The sequence below is a fragment of the Pseudonocardia sp. HH130629-09 genome (genome assembly GCF_001294645.1).
GTDB lineage: Bacteria > Actinomycetota > Actinomycetes > Mycobacteriales > Pseudonocardiaceae > Pseudonocardia.
In genome coordinates this window covers 3,881,398-3,897,362 of record NZ_CP011868.1, presented here as the reverse complement: position 1 = coordinate 3,897,362, position 15,965 = coordinate 3,881,398, and the positions used below count along the sequence as shown (strand labels likewise).

The following is a 15,965-nucleotide window of genomic DNA, read 5'->3' as shown; positions in this document are numbered from 1 at the left end:
GTGCCGCGGGTCGGAGCGCACCGGCTGGGACCTGGCCGACTGGCTCCGCTGACCCGGGGCCGGTTGCTCAGCGGGGCGGCTCGGCGAGCAGGCCACGCCGGCGCAGCTCGGGCAGCACGCCCTCGCCGACGCGGTAGGCCTCCTCCAGGTGCGGGTAGCCCGACAGCACGAACTCGTCGATCCCCAGCTCGTGGTACTCGGCGATCCGGTCGGCCACCTCGGTGTGCGACCCGACCAGCGCGGTCCCCGCACCGCCCCGGACCAGGCCCACCCCGGCCCAGAGGTTCGGCGCGATCGTCAGCGCGTCGGCCGAGCCGCCGTGCAGCGCGAGCATCCGCTGCTGCCCGACCGACTGGCTGGCCCGCAGGGTCGCCTGGGCGCGCTCGATCTCGGCCGGGTCGAGCGCGTCGAGCAGCCGGGCCGCCTCGGCCCACGCCTCGTCGGCGGTGTCGCGGGTGATCACGTGCAGCCGGATGCCGAAGCGGGGGCTGCGGCCCAGGTCGTCGGCGAGCTTGCGGACCCGTCCGATCTTCTCGGCGACGGCAGCGGGTGGCTCGCCCCAGGTCAGGTAGACGTCGGCGTGCCGGGCGGCGACCGGCAGCGCGGCGTCGGAGGAGCCTCCGAAGTAGACCGGGGGCAGCGGGTCCGGCGGGGCGAGGGTGGTGGCGCCGTCGACGTCGTAGTGGGCGCCGGTGAAGTCGAACGGCTCGGGTGACCAGGCGCCGCGCAGCACGGTGAGGAACTCGTCGGTGCGGGCGTAGCGCTCGTCGTGGGAGGCGTGGTCGCCGAAGCGGCGCTGCTCGACGGCGTCCCCGCCGGTGACGATGTTGAGCATCAGCCTGCCGCCGGAGACGCGCTGGTAGGTGGCGGCCATCTGGGCGGCGAGGGTCGGGGAGAGCACACCGGGCCGGAACGCGACGAGGTAGCGCAGCGTGCGGGTCTCGCGCAGCAGCGCCGCGGTGGTCAGCCAGGCGTCCTCGCAGAAGGTTCCGGTCGGGGTGAGGACGCCGTGGAAGCCCTGGGCCTCGGCTGCCCTGGCGATCTGGGCGAGGTAGTCGATGCTCGCCTCGCGGGCCGTCGAGCCCGCCTCGCCGCGGTCGGCATGCCGGCGGGCGACGATGGTGCGGCCGTCGCCGGAGGCGGGCAGGAACCAGTGCGGGACGATGCTCATCGTGCTCCCGTCCGTCGGTCGGTGGGGGTGCCCGGGATGCCGTCCCGGGCCGCGGCCAGCGTGGTGGCCTCGTAGCGGCGGTCGACGAACGCGCCGACGTCCGCCCGGCCGGGGATCACCCCGGCCTCGGAGAACGCGTCGGCCAGCGCCTGCTGGGAGGCGACGACGGTGTCGTCGAGCGGGACCGGCAGGTCCGGGCCGCGCGCGACGGCCCGCCGGGTGATCGGCAGCGGGATGGTCGTCTCCTCGCTCCACACCCGGGCCCGCTGCTCGCGGTGGGAATCGGAGTAGACCTGGGCGGCCGCGACCCGGGCCAGGTAGTCGGCCAGCGCGGCGCTGCGGGCCGGGTCGGCGAGGGTGGCGTTGGACGCGACCTGGAAGCCGTAGCCGTTCGCGTTGCCGGTGCCGTCGGCGACGATCCGGGCGCCGTCGTCGAGCTCGGCCTGGGAGGTGTAGGGGTCCCAGACGGCCCAGGCGTCGACGTCGCCCTGACGGAACGCGCCGTAGGCGTCGGCGGGGGCGAGGAAGGTCAGGTCGACGTCGTCGAGGGTCATCCCGGCGGCCCGCAGCGTGGACAGCACCTGCCCGTGCGCCGACGTGCCCTTCCCGACGGCGATCCGCGCCCCGCACAGGTCGGCGACGGTGCGGATCGGCGAGTCGCGGCGCACGAGGATCGCGTCGCTGGTGACGTTGCCGCGGTTGGCCGACACGACCTGCACCCGGGCGCGCGCCGCGGCGGCGAAGATCGTCGGGGTGTTGCCGGTGCCGCCGACGTCGATCGCGCCGGCCCGGGCCGCCTCGATCAGCGGGGGACCGGCGGTGAAGGTGCGCCACTCGATCCGGTAGGGCAGGTCGTCGAGGAGATCGGCGGCCCGCAGCAGGGACCGGGAGCCGCCCTTCTGGTCCCCGACGACGAGGGTCACCCCGGCCAGCGCGGCCGGGTCGACCGGCGGCTGCACCGGGGGCCGGGACACCGGGACCGAGGAGCACCCGGCGAGCACCAGCGCCGCGACCGCGACGGCCAGGACGGTGACACGCCGGCGCACCCGCGCGGCGGTCGTCGCACCCGCCGCGCAGGTCGCGACGACCGCATCCGGGGTGTGACGCGGACGCTCACGCGGCATCGGCGGCGACCCCCAGCTCGTCGAGCACGGTGCGGCGCAGGGCGGCGAGCCGCTCGGGGTCGCGCGGGCGGTCGCCGGGGCGGTGCTCGTCGCCGATGCGGCCGTCGGTCAGCACCAGCACCCGGTCGGCGAGCAGCAGCGCCTCGTCGACGTCGTGGGTCACGAGCAGCACGCCGGGGCGGTGCCGGTGCCACAGGTCGAGGACGAGCCGGTGCATGGTGATGCGGGTCAGCGCGTCCAGCGCGCCGAACGGCTCGTCGAGCAGCAGCAGGTCCGGCTCGCGGACCAGGGCCCGGGCCAGCGACGCCCGCTGGGCCTCGCCGCCGGACAGGGTCAGCGGCCAGGCGTCGGCCCGTGCGGTCAGCCCGACCTCGGCGAGCGCGGCGTCGGCGACCCCGGCGGGGGTGTCGCCGCCCAGGTCGCGGTGCAGGCCGAGCGCGACGTTGTCGCGGACCGTGCGCCACGGCAGCAGCCGCGGCTCCTGGAAGGCCACCGCGACCGAGCCGGGGACCTCGACGGTGCCCGACACCCCGGCGTCGGAGGTGTCGTCGAGGCCGGCGAGCAGCCGCAGCAGCGTCGACTTGCCCGAGCCGGACCGGCCGAGGAGGGCGACGAACTCGCCGTCGCCGATGGTGAGGTCCAGCCGGTCGAGGACCCGGCGGCCGTCGAACTCGCGGACCAGGTCGTGCACGCGGGCGCTCATCGGTCGGCCCCCGCCGGTCCGGCCGGGCGCCAGGCCAGGACACGGCGTTCCAGCCGGCGCACCAGGGCGTCGGTGGCCAGGCCGAGAAGCGCGTACACCGCCAGGCCCACGACGATCACGTCGGTGCGCAGGAACTCGCGGGCGTTCATGATCATGTAGCCGAGTCCGGCGTCGGCCGACGTCGTCTCCGCGACGATGATCGACAGCCAGGCGATCCCCAGTGCCAGGCGCAGGCCGGTGAGCGTGGAGGGCATCGCGCCGGGCAGCACCACGTGGCGCAGCTGCTCGGCGCGGGTGAACCCGGACACCGACGTCGCCTCGATCAGCTTCGGGTCCACCCCGCGGACCCCGGAGTGCACGTTGAGGTACATCGGGAACAGCACGCCGAGCGCGACGAGCAGCACCTTCGGCAGCTCTCCGATGCCGAACCACAGGATGAACAGCGGCACCAGGCCGAGGTGCGGCAGCGTGCGCAGCATCTGCACCGGCGGGTCCACGAGCAGCCCGCCCCAGCGCGAGAGCCCCGAGACCACGCCGAGCCCGACCCCGACGACCAGGCCGAGGACAAGCCCGGTCGTGACCCGGGCGAGCGAGACCAGCAGCCCCTCGGGCAGCTCCCCGCTGCGGGTGAGGTCGACGGCGGCGGTCACCACCCGCAGGGGCGAGGCGAGCTCGTCCTCGGCGAGCAGTCCGGTCGACGACGCGAGCTGCCACGCGACGATCAGGGCGACCGGGGAGATCCAGCGGCGCAGGTCGGGGTGGCGCCGGGTCCGGCGGGCGACGGGTGCGACGACGGGCGACGACGGCGTGGCGGGTGGTGCACCGGCGTCGGCCGGTGCGGGGGTCCAGGTCGTGGACACGATGGCTCCCGGGATTCACGGTGATGACAGGGGTGGGCAGGGGTGGGCGCACGACGGGGCGGCCCGCGGCACGGGCGGCACGGCGCGGCGGGATCGCCGCGGTCAGCGACAGGTGCAGCCGGCGAGGCGGAGCAGGTCCACGTGGCGGCGGCGGGTGAGGTCCCGGCCCGGACCGACGGCGACCGTGCGTGACGGGGTGCGCCGGCCGGTGTTCATGCCACCAGGTGACCACGGCGTCCGGACCTTCACAAAACGGTGTCCGGACCGCGGGACGGGTGACAGGAGGTGTGCGGACCGCCGGCTCCCGTGCGTCCCGCTGGGTGGGATCTCAGGCCCGGGTCGCCCATTCCCGCGCCAGCAGCTCCTGCGAGGCGACCCGGTCGGCGCGCCGGTGGGTGATGGTGGTCAGGAGCAGCTCGTCGGCGCCGGTGACGGCGCGCAGCCGCTCCAGACCGTCGGCGACGGTGGCCGGCCCGCCGACGAGGCGGGTCGCGACCCGGTCGGTCACCAGCGCCGGGTCGGCCGGGAGCGCCTCGGCGTCCTCGGGGCGGGGGTAGGGGATGGCGCCCACCCCGGTGCGGATGCTGTGCACCCACGGGGCGAATCCCGCCGCGATCCGGGCGGCGTGCGCGTCGTCGGTGCCCACGACGACGTCCGCGGACACCATCACGTGCGGTCGGTCCAGCCGGTCCGACGGCCGGAACGCCTCCCGGTAGGCGGCCACGGCGTCGAGCACCGTCACCGGGCTGACGTGGTAGTTCGCCGCGAACGGCAGCCCACGGCGCCCGGCGAGCACGGCGCTCTCACCGCCGCTGGAGCCGAGCACCCAGGTCTGCAGGCCGGCCCCCTCGCCGGGGACGGCCCGGACCTGCACCCCGCCCGGGGCCCAGGTGCCGGCGATCAGCCCCTCGACGGCGTCGAGGAACTCCTCGTACGGCGGCGCCTGCGCCCCGGGCTGGCGCAGCGCGACCGTCGTGGCGCGGAACCGGGGCGAGGTCGCGAGCGCGGCGAGCGACACCGGGGCGGGGATCAGCACGCCGTCGACGACGCGGTCGCCGCGTCCGTCCGGTTCGCGGGCCGGCGGGCGCGGCCCGCCGGAGCGGCCGAGTCCGAGGTCGATCCGGCCGGGGTGCAGCCCGTCGAGGGTCCCGAAGTCCTCCACCACCGACAGCGGGGTCCGGTGGCCGGTCTGCACCGCCCCCGATCCGACCCGGATCGTGGTGGTCGCGGCGGCGACGGCGCCCATCAGGACGGCGGGCGAGGCCCCCGCGACGCCCGGGTTGAGGTGGTGCTCGGCGAGCCAGAACCGGGCGTAGCCGGCCCGTTCGGCGGAGCGGGCCAGGTCGAGGGTGTCGCGCAGGGCGTCGGCGACGGTCGAACCGGCCGGCACCGGGGAGAGGTCGAGTACGGACAGCGGTACGGGCACGGGGGCAGACCTCCGGACGTGCCCGGGGCGGTCGCGACGACCGGGCCGGGGCGAGGGGTGTGCGCCCCCGGCGAGCCCGACGCGGGACGTGGGCGGGCCGGGGCGCGGGCTCGGGCGGTGAGCTCCGGGCGGGTCCGGCCCGGAGCGACGCCGTCGCCCGCCGATCCTCACCCCGCGCGCGACGGGGGCGCAACCCCGGTGCTGCTTGCTACCGTCGACGTCGTGCCGGCCGCCCCGCCGCGCCGCCCGTCCGCGGGACAGCGCGACGGCCCGGTCCGGCCGCGACGCCCCCGGCGCACCTGCGCTCCGCCGGCGCCCGGTCCCACCCGGCACGTCCGGTGACGACGCGTGCGGCACGGCCGCGCGTGAGGCGGTGCTTCCCATGAGGTTCCAGGTTCTCGACATCGTTCCGCACGCCCCGCACCCGGTGACCGGCGAGATCGTCGACACCCACGAGCGGCTGCGCCGGGTGGTGGACACCGCGGTGCTCGCCGAGCGGCTGGGGTTCGACTCCTACGCCGTCGGCGAGCGGCACGCCGGCGAGTTCGTCTCGTCCTCGCCCACCGTGCTGCTGGGCGCGATCGCCCAGGCGACGTCCCGGATCCTGCTCTCGACCGGGGTGACGGTGCTGTCGCTGCTCGACCCGGTCCGCGTCGCGGAGGACTACGCGACGGTCGACCAGCTCTCCGGTGGCCGGCTGGAGATCGTGATCGGCAAGGGCAACGAGGACCGGCACTTCCCGATGTTCGGGCTCGAGCTGGGCCGCCAGTACGAGTACCTGACCGAGAACTACGAGCTGCTGCGCCGCCTGCTGCGCGAGGACGGGGTGGACTGGTCCGGCACCCACCACGCCGACCAGGCCGGGATCACGACGTTCCCACGGCCTTTCGCGGGCCCGTTCCGGATCTGGCACGGCTCGGCGACCTCGACCGCCGCCGTCGACCTCGCCGCCCGCTGGGGCGACCCGATCTTCTCGGCGAACGCGCTGCAGCCGCGGGAGAACTACAAGGTCCTCATCGACCGCTACCGCGACAAGCTCGCCGAGCACGGTCACGACCCGGCGCGGGGCTACGTCGGCTCCGGCTCGGGCGGGCTGTTCCTCGCCGACACCGACGCCGAGGCGATCGCCGAGTACCGCCCCGTCTACGAGGGGTTCGCCGCGAAGCTGCGGGCCGCGCACGCCGGGGACGACCGTCCCGGGAAGGCCACCTCGTTCGCGACCGTCGAGGAGGCGGTGGCGCACGGCCCCGCGCTGGTCGGGAGCCCGGAGCGGGTCGCGGCGAAGATCCTCGACTACCACGGGGCCTACGGCCACGACGTCCAGTCGGTGTCGGTCAACCCGGTCCTGCCCTATGAGCGGCAGCACGAGGTGCTGACCCGGTTCGCCACCGAGGTGGTGCCGCTGGTGCGGCGCGAGGTGTCGACGACCCTGTGGGGCCCCGCCGACGCCGGCCGCGCGGCCGGGTTCACCGCCGCGGCCTGACCCCCGCCCCTTCCACCGGCCGGTGCCCGGCGCGACGGGCGGGGGAGCGGGACGGCGGTGCCGGGTCAGCCGGCGTCGGGCAGCGCCACCGGGGTCCAGTCGTTGGTGAACTCCAGGCCGCTGCGCTCGAACAGCTGGGTGACCGGGCACCGCCGCGCGGTCTCCGACACCAGCCGCTCGAACTGCTCGGGCGTCGCGTCGGTCTCGACGGTGGCCCGGACCTGCACCCGGTCGAAGTTGGCGGTGCCCTCGGCGCCACCGACGAGCACCGCGGTGTCGAGGTCACCGCGCACCTCGAAGGTCCAGTGGCCCAGGCGGATCCCCAGGTCCTTCGCGACCAGGCTCGCCGTCACCTGGTTGCACGAGGTCAGGGAGCCGAGTGCGTAGAACAGCGGGCTCGGCGCGGAGTCGGCGCCGCCGAAGGCCGGGTAGGCGTCGGCGGTGAAGACGTGCCCGGCGTCGCCCTCGGGGCGCAGGGTCTGGAAGACCCCGGTCCCCTCGGAGTGCACGACGAACGGAACGACGGTCTGCTTCGGACGGACTGCGGTCATGGGTGTCCTCCCGGACGAGGTCGGTGCGGCGGGAACGGGTGCGCGCAGCCGGCCGGCGCCACCGCCGGGGCGGGCCGGGATCGGGTCGACCGGTGCGTCGTGACCGGCCCGCGGGGCGACACCGCGCGGGCCGAGGGGACCGGGTCAGCGACAGAGCGCGGAGCGGGTACGACCCATGTCCACGTGCAGGCGCGCGACGAGGCGCGCGGTTCCGGTCACGGGAGCGATCGTGTCCGATCCGCTCCACGGGCGGCAAGCCACGCCCGCCCCCCCCGTCCTGTCGGTGGACGAAGGGCGGCCGCGGTCCGGACAACGTGGGTCTCCGTCCCGTCGGTCGGGAGACCGGGACGGTCCGGCCGGTGTTACGGGGCCGGTGCGTGGTGTTCCTGACAGTGAGCGTTTGCCAACCTGATCAGACGTTGGTGATCATGAGCGTCTGAACAGCGGCGACGAGGTCGGTGGCGTGGCTGGGGCTGGAGCAGATCTTCCGCAGGATCCGCCAGTTCTTGAGCTCGGCGTTGACCCGTTCACCGGGCCCGCGTTGGCGGGCGTGAGTGGTGTTGACTTCCTTCTGTGCTGCAGACAGGGGCCGGTAGCGGCCGGTGTCGCGGTCCAGGCGTCGCCTGCGCTGCGGGACGACGACGTGTTTGCCGGCGCCTTGGTAGGCGGTGTCGGCGATCGCCTGAACGCCGGCGTCGGCGAGGGCGTCGATGATCCCGTGCTGGCGGGCCGCGGCGATGTCGTGACGGGCACCGGGCAGCGCCGGTGAGATCCACACCAGCCGGCCGGCCGGGTCGGCGATGACCTGCACGTTCACGCCGTGGCACTTGTGCTTGCCGGAGTAGAAGCCGGCGTTGTAGTCCGATCCCATCCCGACCCGGTCGATACGCAGCAGGCTCCCGTCGAGGATCACGAACGCCTTCCCGCGGGCGACCTCGATCGCCTGCTCGAGGCTCGGGGCCAGGTCGGCGAGCAGCGCGATCGCCTCGCGGATGTAGCGGAACGCGGTCGAGGTACCGACGCAGAACCCGCCCGCGAGGTCGGCGTAGGTCTCGTTCTTGCGCAGATGCGCCACCACGAGCAGGGCCTGGCGGCCGGCGGAGAGCTTGCGCCAGCGGGTGCCGAGCTGGTTGCGGTGGCCGCGCAGGGCGTCGGCGAGCTGTTGGATGACGCGGCTGGACACGTTCATCGCGGACGGGTAGGACTGCACGTGAAGCTCCTGGTCAGGCGTGTTGATCTAGTCAATCGCCCGTCTACCAGGAGCTTCACCAATTCACGGACACGCCACGCCGCAGAGCCGCTGACCAGCACAGATCAAGTTGGCAAAGGCTCAGTGGGTCCGTCCTTGTCCGCGGCACAGCCGTCCGGTATCTGTTCTACGGTGCCGCGGGGGACGACGGCAGGACGGGCGACGTCCGGCCACCGTCCCCGGTGCACGGTCGGCTGCCGCTGACCGTGCACGCCCCGTCCGGCCCGCCGGCCCCTGCTCCCGCGGGCCCCGGTGGAGGGCGAGCTGCACCCGAACCGTGACCGGCGAGCCCTCAGACGACGGAGCCCTCGTCCGCACCCGTGCCGACGGCCGCGCCTGCGGCCGACCCCGGCACGTCGTCCGCGCGCGGACGACCCGGCCCACCCCGGCGCCGGTCCGCGCCCCGTGCCCGCCGAGAGGTCCACCGTGTCCGCGTCCACCGACACCCCGTCCGGGGCGGCTCGTGCCGCACCCCCGTCCCCGCGCCGCCTGGCGCTCGACCCCCGTACCGCGCTGTCCTGGCCGGTGTCGTCCTCGGTGTGGTCGTCGGTGTGCTGGTCGGTCTGCTCATGGGCACCGTCGGCTGGGTCCGCCGGGTCCTGGAGCCGTGGCTGACGTTCCTGCGGGCACTGCCGCCGCTGGCATACTTCTTCCTGCTGGTACGACCGGGGTGTTGTTGTAGTTGCTGGCGTCCTTGACCATCCCGCCGATGCCGGGGATGCCGTTGAACAGCTCGGCCGCGACGACCGAGGAGTAGGCGATGCCGACGGCCAGCCGGATGCCGGTGAAGGTCTCCGGCAGCGCCGACGGGACGATGACGTCCCGCACCACCCGGCCGCGGGTCGCGCCGAGCGCGCGGGCCGCCTCGACCAGCCCGACCGGGGCGGCGGCGACGGCCGCCGTGGTGGCGACGGCCGCCGGTGGGAAGGCGGCGAGCGCGAGCAGGGTGATCTTCGGCGCCTCGTCGATGCCCAGCCAGATGAAGCTCGTCGGCATCTTCGCGATCGGCATCTCCGGCCTGGTGATCGACGCGCTGCTGCGCGCCGTCGAGCGCCGCACCGTTCCGTGGAGGGGACGAGCATGACCATCCGCACCCGGCTGACCGCACTGCTCGTGGGCCTGCTGGCCGTCGGCGTCCTCGCCGGCTGCGCCGTCGGCCCTGCCGGGCAGGACTCCGGCAAGCCGACCATCCGCATCGCCTACCAGAGCTTCCCCAGCGGCGACCTGGTCGCCAAGCACAACCGCTGGCTGGAGGACGCCCTGCCCGACTGGAACGTGCAGTGGACCAAGTTCGACTCCGGCGCGGACATCAACACCGCGTTCGTCGCCGGTGAGCTGGACTTCGGTGCGATCGGGTCCAGCCCGGTCGCCCGCGGGCTCTCCGCGCCGCTGAACATCCCGTACCAGGTCGCGTTCGTGCTCGACGTCGCCGGCGACAACGAGGCGCTCGTCGCGCGCGACGCCACCGGGATCACCGACGTGGCGGGGCTGCGCGGCAAGCGGGTCGCCACCGCGTTCGCGTCCACCTCGCACTTCAGCCTGCTCGCCGCCCTGGACCGGGCCGGCCTGAAGCCCACCGACGTGCAGCTGATCGACCTGCAGCCGCAGGCCGCGCTGGCTGCCTGGGAGCGCGGCGACGTCGACGCCGTCTACACCTGGCTGCCGACCCTCGACGAGCTCCGCAAGACCGGGAAGACCCTGGTCACCAGCCGCGAGCTGGCCACGGCCGGCAAGCCGACCCTCGACCTGGGGGTGGTCTCCACCTCGTTCGCCGAGCAGCATCCCGGAGCTGCGCTCCCGGGTGGGCGAGCTGCTGGAGTCGGTCCGCCTGCCACGGGAGTTCGCGACCCGCCGGCCTGGTGAGCTGTCGGGCGGGCAGCGCCAGCGGGTCGCGCTGGCCCGGGCCCTGTCGTTGTCGCCGCGGCTGCTGATCGCCGACGAGCCGTCCAGCGCGCTGGACGTGTCGGTCCAGGCCGAGGTGCTGGAGGTGTTCGCGTCGCTGCAGCGTGAGCTGGGGTTCGCCTGCCTGTTCGTCAGTCACGACCTCGCGGTCGTCGACCGGGTCTCCGACCGCGTCGCAGTCCTGCGGGCGGGGGAGGTGGTCGAGCTCGGCACGCCGGCCCAGGTGTTCGGGACCCCGCGGCACGACTACACCCGCCGCCTCGTCGACACCGTGCCCCGCGTCCCCGCCCGGATCTGACACCCCGCCCCGCACGAGCGGACCGGTCGTCCGGCAGGGTCCGTACGACCGGTCCGCTCGTGCAGTGGGGAGCAGGACCGTGGGTCCGGGTCCGGGTCCGGGTCCGGGCCGGGAACCGGGGTCAGGCGGGAGCGGCGCCCCGGCGCCGGGCGTGGACGGCCGCGGGATGGTCGGCACGGACCCGTGCCTGGCCCGCACCCTGCAGGTGCTCGCGCAGGGTCGCGCCCTCCGGGGCATCGGCGAGGACCCCACGCCTACGCAGCTCGGGCACCACGTGCTCCACGACGTCGGCGAAGGTGCCGGGGGTGACCGCGTAGGCGAGGTTGAAGCCGTCGACGTCGGCGACCTCGGCCCAGCGTTCCAGCTCGTCGGCGACCGTCTGGGGCCCGCCCACGACGACGGCGCCCATCCCGCCGATCCCGATGTGCTCGGCGATCGCCCGCGGCGTCCACTCCCGTGTCGGATCGGCCGTGGTGAACAGCTCGACCGCGCTGCGGATGGCCTCGGTCTCGGCGAACCGCAGTGGCTCGTCGGGGTCCATCGTGGACAGGTCCAGGCCGGACCAGCCGCCGTAGAGGGTGAGGGCACCTTCCAGGCTCACGTACTGCGCGAGGTCGGCGTAGCGCTCGCGGGCCTGCTCGTCGGTGGCGCCGGTGACCACGGTGACCATCGTGAAGACCTTCACCGCACGGGGGTCGCGGCCCTGCTCGGCGGTCTGCCTGCGCAGCTCGGCGACCCGCGGGGCCAGTGTCTCCGGGGTCGGGGAGATGACGAAGACGCCCTCGGCGTGCCGGGCGGCGAACGTCGTGCCGCGCGCGGAGGCGCCTGCCTGGAAGATCGTCGGTGTGCGCTGCGGGGAGGGCTCGGTCAGGCCGATGCCCGGCACGTCGAAGAACTCGCCGTGGTGGGCGATCGGACGGACCTTCGCCGGGTCGGTGTAGACGCCCTTGTCCCGGTCGAGCAGCACCGCGTCGTCGTCCCAGGACGCCTCCCACAGCTGGTAGCAGACCTCCATGAACTCGTCGGCGACGTCGTAGCGCCGGTCGTGCGGCACCTGCTTCTCCAGGCCCAGGTTGCGGGCCGCGGACTCCAGGTAGGAGGTGACGACGTTCCACGCGACCCGGCCCCGGGTGTAGTGGTCCAGGGTGGAGAAGCGCCGGGCGAGCGCGTAGGGTTTCTCGTAGGTCAGCGACACGGTGATCCCGAAGCCGAGCCGCTCGGTGACCGCGGCCATCGCCGACACGGCCAGGGTCGGGTCGCCGACGGGGACCTGCACGCCGTCGCGGATCGCCGGTTCGGGGCCGTCGCGGTAGACGTCGTAGAGGCCGACGACGTCGGCGATGAACAGGCTGGTGAACCCGCCGCGCTCCAGCAGCTGCGCCAGGTCGGTCCAGTAGCTCAGGTCGTGGAAGGTGTGCGAGCGGTCCTGCGGGTGGCGCCACAGGCCGGGTGACTGGTGCCCGGCGCACGTCATGTCGAAGGCGTTCTGCGGTTCCCCCATGATCGGGGAGGCATCAGCTATAAGGGGTAGCGATGCCAGAGGTACGGAAGCGCTACGACCGGGAGTTCCGTGACGGAGCGGTCCGGGTCGTGGAGGAGACGGGCAAGCCGATCGCCCAGGTCGCCCGTGACCTGGGGGTCAACGAGGGCACGCTGGGCAACTGGGTGGCCCGTGCACGAGAGGCCCGCGAGGACACCGAGGGCCTGTCTCGCGGCGGCGTCGAGGAGCTCAAGCGGCTGCGCGCGGAGAACGCCGAGCTGCGGATGGAGCGTGATGTCCTCAAGCGATCCGTGGTCCTGTGGGTCAAGGAGGCGACGAAGTGAGCGTGGCCCGTTTCATCGCCGACCAGAGGACCTTCCACCGGGTGCCGCACACGCTGGCCTGCGCCCTGTTGGGGGTGTCGATCTCCTGGCTGTACAAGTGGCTCGACCGCGCCGCGCGTTCCGACGGTGGTGCCACCGCGACCGAGAAGCGCCGCTGCGCGTTGGACGCCGCCGTGGCCGTGGCGTTCGACGACGCCCAGCGGCTACACGGCTCACCCCGTCTGCACGCCGACCTGTGTGAGGCCGGATGGTGGGTGTCGGAGAAGACCGTGGCGGACTCGATGCGCCGCCAGGGCCTGGTCGCCCGCCGGATCAAGCGGCACAACGGGCTGACCCGCCAGGACCGCACGGCGCCGAAGTTCCCGGACCTGCTTCGTCGGGGTTTCACTGCGGCCGAGCCGAACCGCAGATGGGTCGGGGACATGACCGAGATCCCCACCGCGGCCGGGAAGTTGTATCTGGCCACGGTGATCGACCTGTACTCGCGGCGGCTGCTCGGCGCGGCCACGGGGCTGCACCCGAACGCCGAGCTGGCGTGTGCGGCGATCCGGATGGCGGTGGCGGCCCGCGGCGGGGCGGACCGAATCGCCGGGGTGATCTTCCACACCGACCGCGGGTCGACCTACACCGCGGGCGCGTTCACCGCTCTGTGTCGGCGGCTCGACATCCGTCAGTCGATGGGCCGGGTCGGGTCGTGTTTCGACAATGCCGCGGCGGAGGCGTTCTTCTCCAGCCTGGAGTGGGAAGTGCTGTCCCGCAACGACTTCGACACCATCAGTAGGGCGCGGGCGGCGGTCATCGACTGGTGTTACGGCTTCTACAACCACCGGCGGCGACACAGTGCCGCCGCCGGGCTCTCACCGATCAACTACGAGAACGCCGCCCTCACCCGAGACGCGGCATAAGAACCCTCCACGATCTCGGGGGAACCGCATTCAGATGGATGCGGCGTGGTGCCGGGTCGATCGCGCGGCTCATCGCTTGCCGGCGCTCCAGGCGTAGGTGTGATGTCCAGGCAGGTTGGTCAGGCGACTGATCGGCGGTAGGCCGTTGGTTGCGCTGTGGGGCCGGTGGTGATTGTAGAAGTGCAGCCAGCCGGGGAGCGCGTCTCGCCGAGCCGTTTCGCAGGGGTGGAAGCGGGCGTATGCCCACCCGTCGGCGAGGGTGCGGTGGAAACGTTCGATCTTGCCGTTGGTCTGAGGCCGGTAGGGCCGGGTTCGCTTGTGGGTGATGCCCAGTTCGCTGCAGGTGTCACGCCAGGCGTGTGAGCGGTAGCAGCTGCCGTTGTCGGACAGGACCCGTTCGACGGTCACGCCGCGGGCGTTCAACCAGTCCACGGCCCGGCGTAGCACACCGGTGGCGGTGTCGGCTTTCTCGTCGCTGTGGATCTCGGCGTAGGCGACGCGGGAGTGGTCGTCGATGACGGTGTGGACGAACGCTCTGCCGGTGCGCGGCTTGTAGTCGGTTCCCCTGGGCAGTCCGGGAGTGGACCGTGCGGTTCCCCCGAGATCGTGGAGGGTTCTTATGCCGCGTCTCGGGTGAGGGCGGCGTTCTCGTAGTTGATCGGTGAGAGCCCGGCGGCGGCACTGTGTCGCCGCCGGTGGTTGTAGAAGCCGTAACACCAGTCGATGACCGCCGCCCGCGCCCTACTGATGGTGTCGAAGTCGTTGCGGGACAGCACTTCCCACTCCAGGCTGGAGAAGAACGCCTCCGCCGCGGCATTGTCGAAACACGACCCGACCCGGCCCATCGACTGACGGATGTCGAGCCGCCGACACAGAGCGGTGAACGCGCCCGCGGTGTAGGTCGACCCGCGGTCGGTGTGGAAGATCACCCCGGCGATTCGGTCCGCCCCGCCGCGGGCCGCCACCGCCATCCGGATCGCCGCACACGCCAGCTCGGCGTTCGGGTGCAGCCCCGTGGCCGCGCCGAGCAGCCGCCGCGAGTACAGGTCGATCACCGTGGCCAGATACAACTTCCCGGCCGCGGTGGGGATCTCGGTCATGTCCCCGACCCATCTGCGGTTCGGCTCGGCCGCAGTGAAACCCCGACGAAGCAGGTCCGGGAACTTCGGCGCCGTGCGGTCCTGGCGGGTCAGCCCGTTGTGCCGCTTGATCCGGCGGGCGACCAGGCCCTGGCGGCGCATCGAGTCCGCCACGGTCTTCTCCGACACCCACCATCCGGCCTCACACAGGTCGGCGTGCAGACGGGGTGAGCCGTGTAGCCGCTGGGCGTCGTCGAACGCCACGGCCACGGCGGCGTCCAACGCGCAGCGGCGCTTCTCGGTCGCGGTGGCACCACCGTCGGAACGCGCGGCGCGGTCGAGCCACTTGTACAGCCAGGAGATCGACACCCCCAACAGGGCGCAGGCCAGCGTGTGCGGCACCCGGTGGAAGGTCCTCTGGTCGGCGATGAAACGGGCCACGCTCACTTCGTCGCCTCCTTGACCCACAGGACCACGGATCGCTTGAGGACATCACGCTCCATCCGCAGCTCGGCGTTCTCCGCGCGCAGCCGCTTGAGCTCCTCGACGCCGCCGCGAGACAGGCCCTCGGTGTCCTCGCGGGCCTCTCGTGCACGGGCCACCCAGTTGCCCAGCGTGCCCTCGTTGACCCCCAGGTCACGGGCGACCTGGGCGATCGGCTTGCCCGTCTCCTCCACGACCCGGACCGCTCCGTCACGGAACTCCCGGTCGTAGCGCTTCCGTACCTCTGGCATCGCTACCCCTTATAGCTGATGCCTCCCCGATCATGGGGGAACCGCACCGCTTGTTCAGGGCGCCTTGTCGGCGTCCGACGAAGCGGTGTCCGCCTCCGTCGGGGATGTTGCCGAACTTGGTGACGTCGACGTGGATCAACGAGCCGGGGTGTGGGTGTTCGTAGCGGCGTAGGGGCTCGCCGGTGACCCGGTCGATGTGGGAGAGCCGGTTGATCCGGCAGCGGCGCAGGACCGCGTGCACGGTCGAGGCGGCGAGAGCGAGTCGGCCGCCGATCTGTACTGGTCCGAGTCGGTGGTGCCACCGCAGTCGCACGATCTGCTTCACCAGCCTCGGCGGGGTCTTGGCCGGCATCGACCGTGGTCGGGAGCTGCGGTCGACCATCCCGGGCGGGCCCTCGGCGCGGTAGCGGTCAGCCCACTTTCGGGCGGTGCGAGGGGCGACCATGAACATTCTGGCCGCGGTGGAGCAGGTCCAGTCCTGGTCGACGATCAGACGGGCCAGCCGTAGCCGGGCACGCGGAGTCAGCGCAGCGTTAGCGTGGGTCACAAGGGCCTCCGGTTGGTGAAGCGGTTCCTAGACAGCTCCACTTCACAACCGGGGGTCCTCGCCTGTCTCAGCGACAGGCCGTCATCAGCTCAACCTGGAACAACGTCCA

General features: G+C 73.4%; 16 protein-coding genes and 3 pseudogenes. 5 read left to right on the top strand and 14 right to left on the bottom strand.

The window, feature by feature from the left end; genetic code table 11:
* Nucleotides 1–67: 67 nt before the first annotated feature.
* The 6 genes from XF36_RS32545 to XF36_RS17865 all read right to left on the bottom strand — a co-directional run bounded on the left by XF36_RS32545 (nucleotide 68) and on the right by XF36_RS17865 (nucleotide 5,284).
* The gene (locus XF36_RS32545) at nucleotides 68–1,171 is read right to left on the bottom strand and encodes an LLM class flavin-dependent oxidoreductase (RefSeq protein WP_060712858.1); all 1,104 of its coding nucleotides are present in this window, start codon (nucleotides 1,169–1,171) and stop codon (nucleotides 68–70) included.
* The gene (locus XF36_RS17880; RefSeq protein WP_082375493.1) at nucleotides 1,168–2,295 is read right to left on the bottom strand and encodes an ABC transporter substrate-binding protein; all 1,128 of its coding nucleotides are present in this window, start codon (nucleotides 2,293–2,295) and stop codon (nucleotides 1,168–1,170) included. Before XF36_RS17880 ends, XF36_RS32545 begins: the two co-directional genes overlap by 4 nt.
* The gene (locus XF36_RS17875) at nucleotides 2,285–2,998 is read right to left on the bottom strand and encodes an ABC transporter ATP-binding protein (protein WP_060712857.1); all 714 of its coding nucleotides are present in this window, start codon (nucleotides 2,996–2,998) and stop codon (nucleotides 2,285–2,287) included. Before XF36_RS17875 ends, XF36_RS17880 begins: the two co-directional genes overlap by 11 nt.
* A complete protein-coding gene (locus tag XF36_RS17870) occupies nucleotides 2,995–3,750 on the bottom strand; it encodes an ABC transporter permease subunit (RefSeq protein ID WP_145981642.1) in 756 nt (251 codons plus the stop codon). The genes XF36_RS17875 and XF36_RS17870 overlap by 4 nt, the downstream gene beginning before the upstream one ends.
* 210 nt (nucleotides 3,751–3,960) lie before the next feature.
* Nucleotides 3,961–4,074, bottom strand: coding sequence for a putative leader peptide (locus XF36_RS35720; RefSeq protein WP_020621591.1), 114 nt, complete (start codon nucleotides 4,072–4,074; stop codon nucleotides 3,961–3,963).
* Between the two features lie 112 nt (nucleotides 4,075–4,186).
* Entirely contained in the window at nucleotides 4,187–5,284 is a 1,098-nt protein-coding gene (locus tag XF36_RS17865; protein ID WP_060712855.1) for an LLM class flavin-dependent oxidoreductase, read from the bottom strand.
* Between the two features lie 382 nt (nucleotides 5,285–5,666).
* Between XF36_RS17865 and XF36_RS17860 the strand changes: the two genes are divergently transcribed.
* Entirely contained in the window at nucleotides 5,667–6,767 is a 1,101-nt protein-coding gene (locus tag XF36_RS17860; RefSeq protein WP_060712854.1) for an LLM class flavin-dependent oxidoreductase, read from the top strand.
* A gap of 65 nt (nucleotides 6,768–6,832) precedes the next feature.
* Here XF36_RS17860 and XF36_RS17855 read toward each other — a convergent pair whose 3' ends face one another.
* From XF36_RS17855 to XF36_RS17845, 3 genes are all read right to left on the bottom strand, one after another.
* Nucleotides 6,833–7,318: an OsmC family protein gene (locus XF36_RS17855; RefSeq protein WP_060712853.1), complete on the bottom strand. Its 486-nt coding sequence runs from the start codon at nucleotides 7,316–7,318 to the stop codon at nucleotides 6,833–6,835.
* A gap of 412 nt (nucleotides 7,319–7,730) precedes the next feature.
* Complete coding sequence (locus tag XF36_RS17850; protein ID WP_145981407.1) at nucleotides 7,731–8,528, bottom strand: transposase family protein; 798 nt, start codon at nucleotides 8,526–8,528, stop codon at nucleotides 7,731–7,733.
* 606 nt (nucleotides 8,529–9,134) lie between these two features.
* The gene (locus XF36_RS17845) at nucleotides 9,135–9,563 is read right to left on the bottom strand and encodes an ABC transporter permease (protein WP_238588944.1); all 429 of its coding nucleotides are present in this window, start codon (nucleotides 9,561–9,563) and stop codon (nucleotides 9,135–9,137) included.
* A gap of 84 nt (nucleotides 9,564–9,647) precedes the next feature.
* On the opposite strand from XF36_RS17845, the gene XF36_RS17840 reads away from it, so the two are divergent.
* Nucleotides 9,648–10,430, top strand: a complete 783-nt coding sequence (locus tag XF36_RS17840; protein WP_202968413.1) for an ABC transporter substrate-binding protein — start codon at nucleotides 9,648–9,650, stop codon at nucleotides 10,428–10,430.
* Nucleotides 10,357–10,767: pseudogene (locus tag XF36_RS17835) on the top strand (ATP-binding cassette domain-containing protein); the annotation flags it as partial. The gene XF36_RS17840 and the pseudogene XF36_RS17835, both read left to right, overlap by 74 nt.
* Nucleotides 10,768–10,888: 121 nt before the next feature.
* Here XF36_RS17835 and XF36_RS17830 read toward each other — a convergent pair.
* Nucleotides 10,889–12,268: an LLM class flavin-dependent oxidoreductase gene (locus XF36_RS17830; RefSeq protein ID WP_060712851.1), complete on the bottom strand. Its 1,380-nt coding sequence runs from the start codon at nucleotides 12,266–12,268 to the stop codon at nucleotides 10,889–10,891.
* Between the two features lie 32 nt (nucleotides 12,269–12,300).
* Here XF36_RS17830 and XF36_RS17825 point away from each other — a divergent pair, with 32 nt between their 5' ends.
* Both XF36_RS17825 and XF36_RS17820 read left to right on the top strand, forming a co-directional pair.
* Nucleotides 12,301–12,591: a transposase gene (locus XF36_RS17825; RefSeq protein ID WP_060710840.1), complete on the top strand. Its 291-nt coding sequence runs from the start codon at nucleotides 12,301–12,303 to the stop codon at nucleotides 12,589–12,591.
* Entirely contained in the window at nucleotides 12,588–13,496 is a 909-nt protein-coding gene (locus XF36_RS17820; RefSeq protein WP_060712849.1) for an IS3 family transposase, read from the top strand. Before XF36_RS17825 ends, XF36_RS17820 begins: the two co-directional genes overlap by 4 nt.
* A gap of 69 nt (nucleotides 13,497–13,565) precedes the next feature.
* On the opposite strand, the pseudogene XF36_RS29570 reads toward XF36_RS17820, so the two are convergent.
* From XF36_RS29570 to XF36_RS30580, 4 genes and pseudogenes are all read right to left on the bottom strand, one after another.
* A pseudogene (locus XF36_RS29570) lies at nucleotides 13,566–14,081 on the bottom strand (DDE-type integrase/transposase/recombinase); the annotation flags it as partial.
* A 32-nt stretch (nucleotides 14,082–14,113) separates the two neighbouring features.
* The gene (locus XF36_RS17810; protein WP_060712849.1) at nucleotides 14,114–15,022 is read right to left on the bottom strand and encodes an IS3 family transposase; all 909 of its coding nucleotides are present in this window, start codon (nucleotides 15,020–15,022) and stop codon (nucleotides 14,114–14,116) included.
* Nucleotides 15,019–15,309, bottom strand: coding sequence for a transposase (locus XF36_RS17805; protein ID WP_060710840.1), 291 nt, complete (start codon nucleotides 15,307–15,309; stop codon nucleotides 15,019–15,021). The genes XF36_RS17810 and XF36_RS17805 overlap by 4 nt, the downstream gene beginning before the upstream one ends.
* A 49-nt stretch (nucleotides 15,310–15,358) precedes the next feature.
* Nucleotides 15,359–15,856, bottom strand: a pseudogene (locus XF36_RS30580) (leucine zipper domain-containing protein); the annotation flags it as partial.
* Between the last annotated feature and the right edge of the window lie 109 nt (nucleotides 15,857–15,965).

What these genes read in the sequence shown, in the direction of transcription:
- XF36_RS32545 (WP_060712858.1), bottom strand. Translation starts at nt 1,171, where the DNA reads ATGAGCATCGTCCCGCACTGGTTCCTGCCCGCCTCCGGCGACGGCCGC.
- XF36_RS35720 (WP_020621591.1), bottom strand. Translation starts at nt 4,074, where the DNA reads ATGAACACCGGCCGGCGCACCCCGTCACGCACGGTCGCCGTCGGTCCG.
- XF36_RS17880 (WP_082375493.1), bottom strand. Translation starts at nt 2,295, where the DNA reads ATGCCGCGTGAGCGTCCGCGTCACACCCCGGATGCGGTCGTCGCGACC.
- XF36_RS17860 (WP_060712854.1), top strand. Translation starts at nt 5,667, where the DNA reads ATGAGGTTCCAGGTTCTCGACATCGTTCCGCACGCCCCGCACCCGGTG.
- XF36_RS17875 (WP_060712857.1), bottom strand. Translation starts at nt 2,998, where the DNA reads ATGAGCGCCCGCGTGCACGACCTGGTCCGCGAGTTCGACGGCCGCCGG.
- XF36_RS17825 (WP_060710840.1), top strand. Translation starts at nt 12,301, where the DNA reads ATGCCAGAGGTACGGAAGCGCTACGACCGGGAGTTCCGTGACGGAGCG.
- XF36_RS17805 (WP_060710840.1), bottom strand. Translation starts at nt 15,309, where the DNA reads ATGCCAGAGGTACGGAAGCGCTACGACCGGGAGTTCCGTGACGGAGCG.
- XF36_RS17840 (WP_202968413.1), top strand. Translation starts at nt 9,648, where the DNA reads ATGACCATCCGCACCCGGCTGACCGCACTGCTCGTGGGCCTGCTGGCC.
- XF36_RS17845 (WP_238588944.1), bottom strand. Translation starts at nt 9,563, where the DNA reads ATGCCGACGAGCTTCATCTGGCTGGGCATCGACGAGGCGCCGAAGATC.
- XF36_RS17855 (WP_060712853.1), bottom strand. Translation starts at nt 7,318, where the DNA reads ATGACCGCAGTCCGTCCGAAGCAGACCGTCGTTCCGTTCGTCGTGCAC.
- XF36_RS17830 (WP_060712851.1), bottom strand. Translation starts at nt 12,268, where the DNA reads ATGGGGGAACCGCAGAACGCCTTCGACATGACGTGCGCCGGGCACCAG.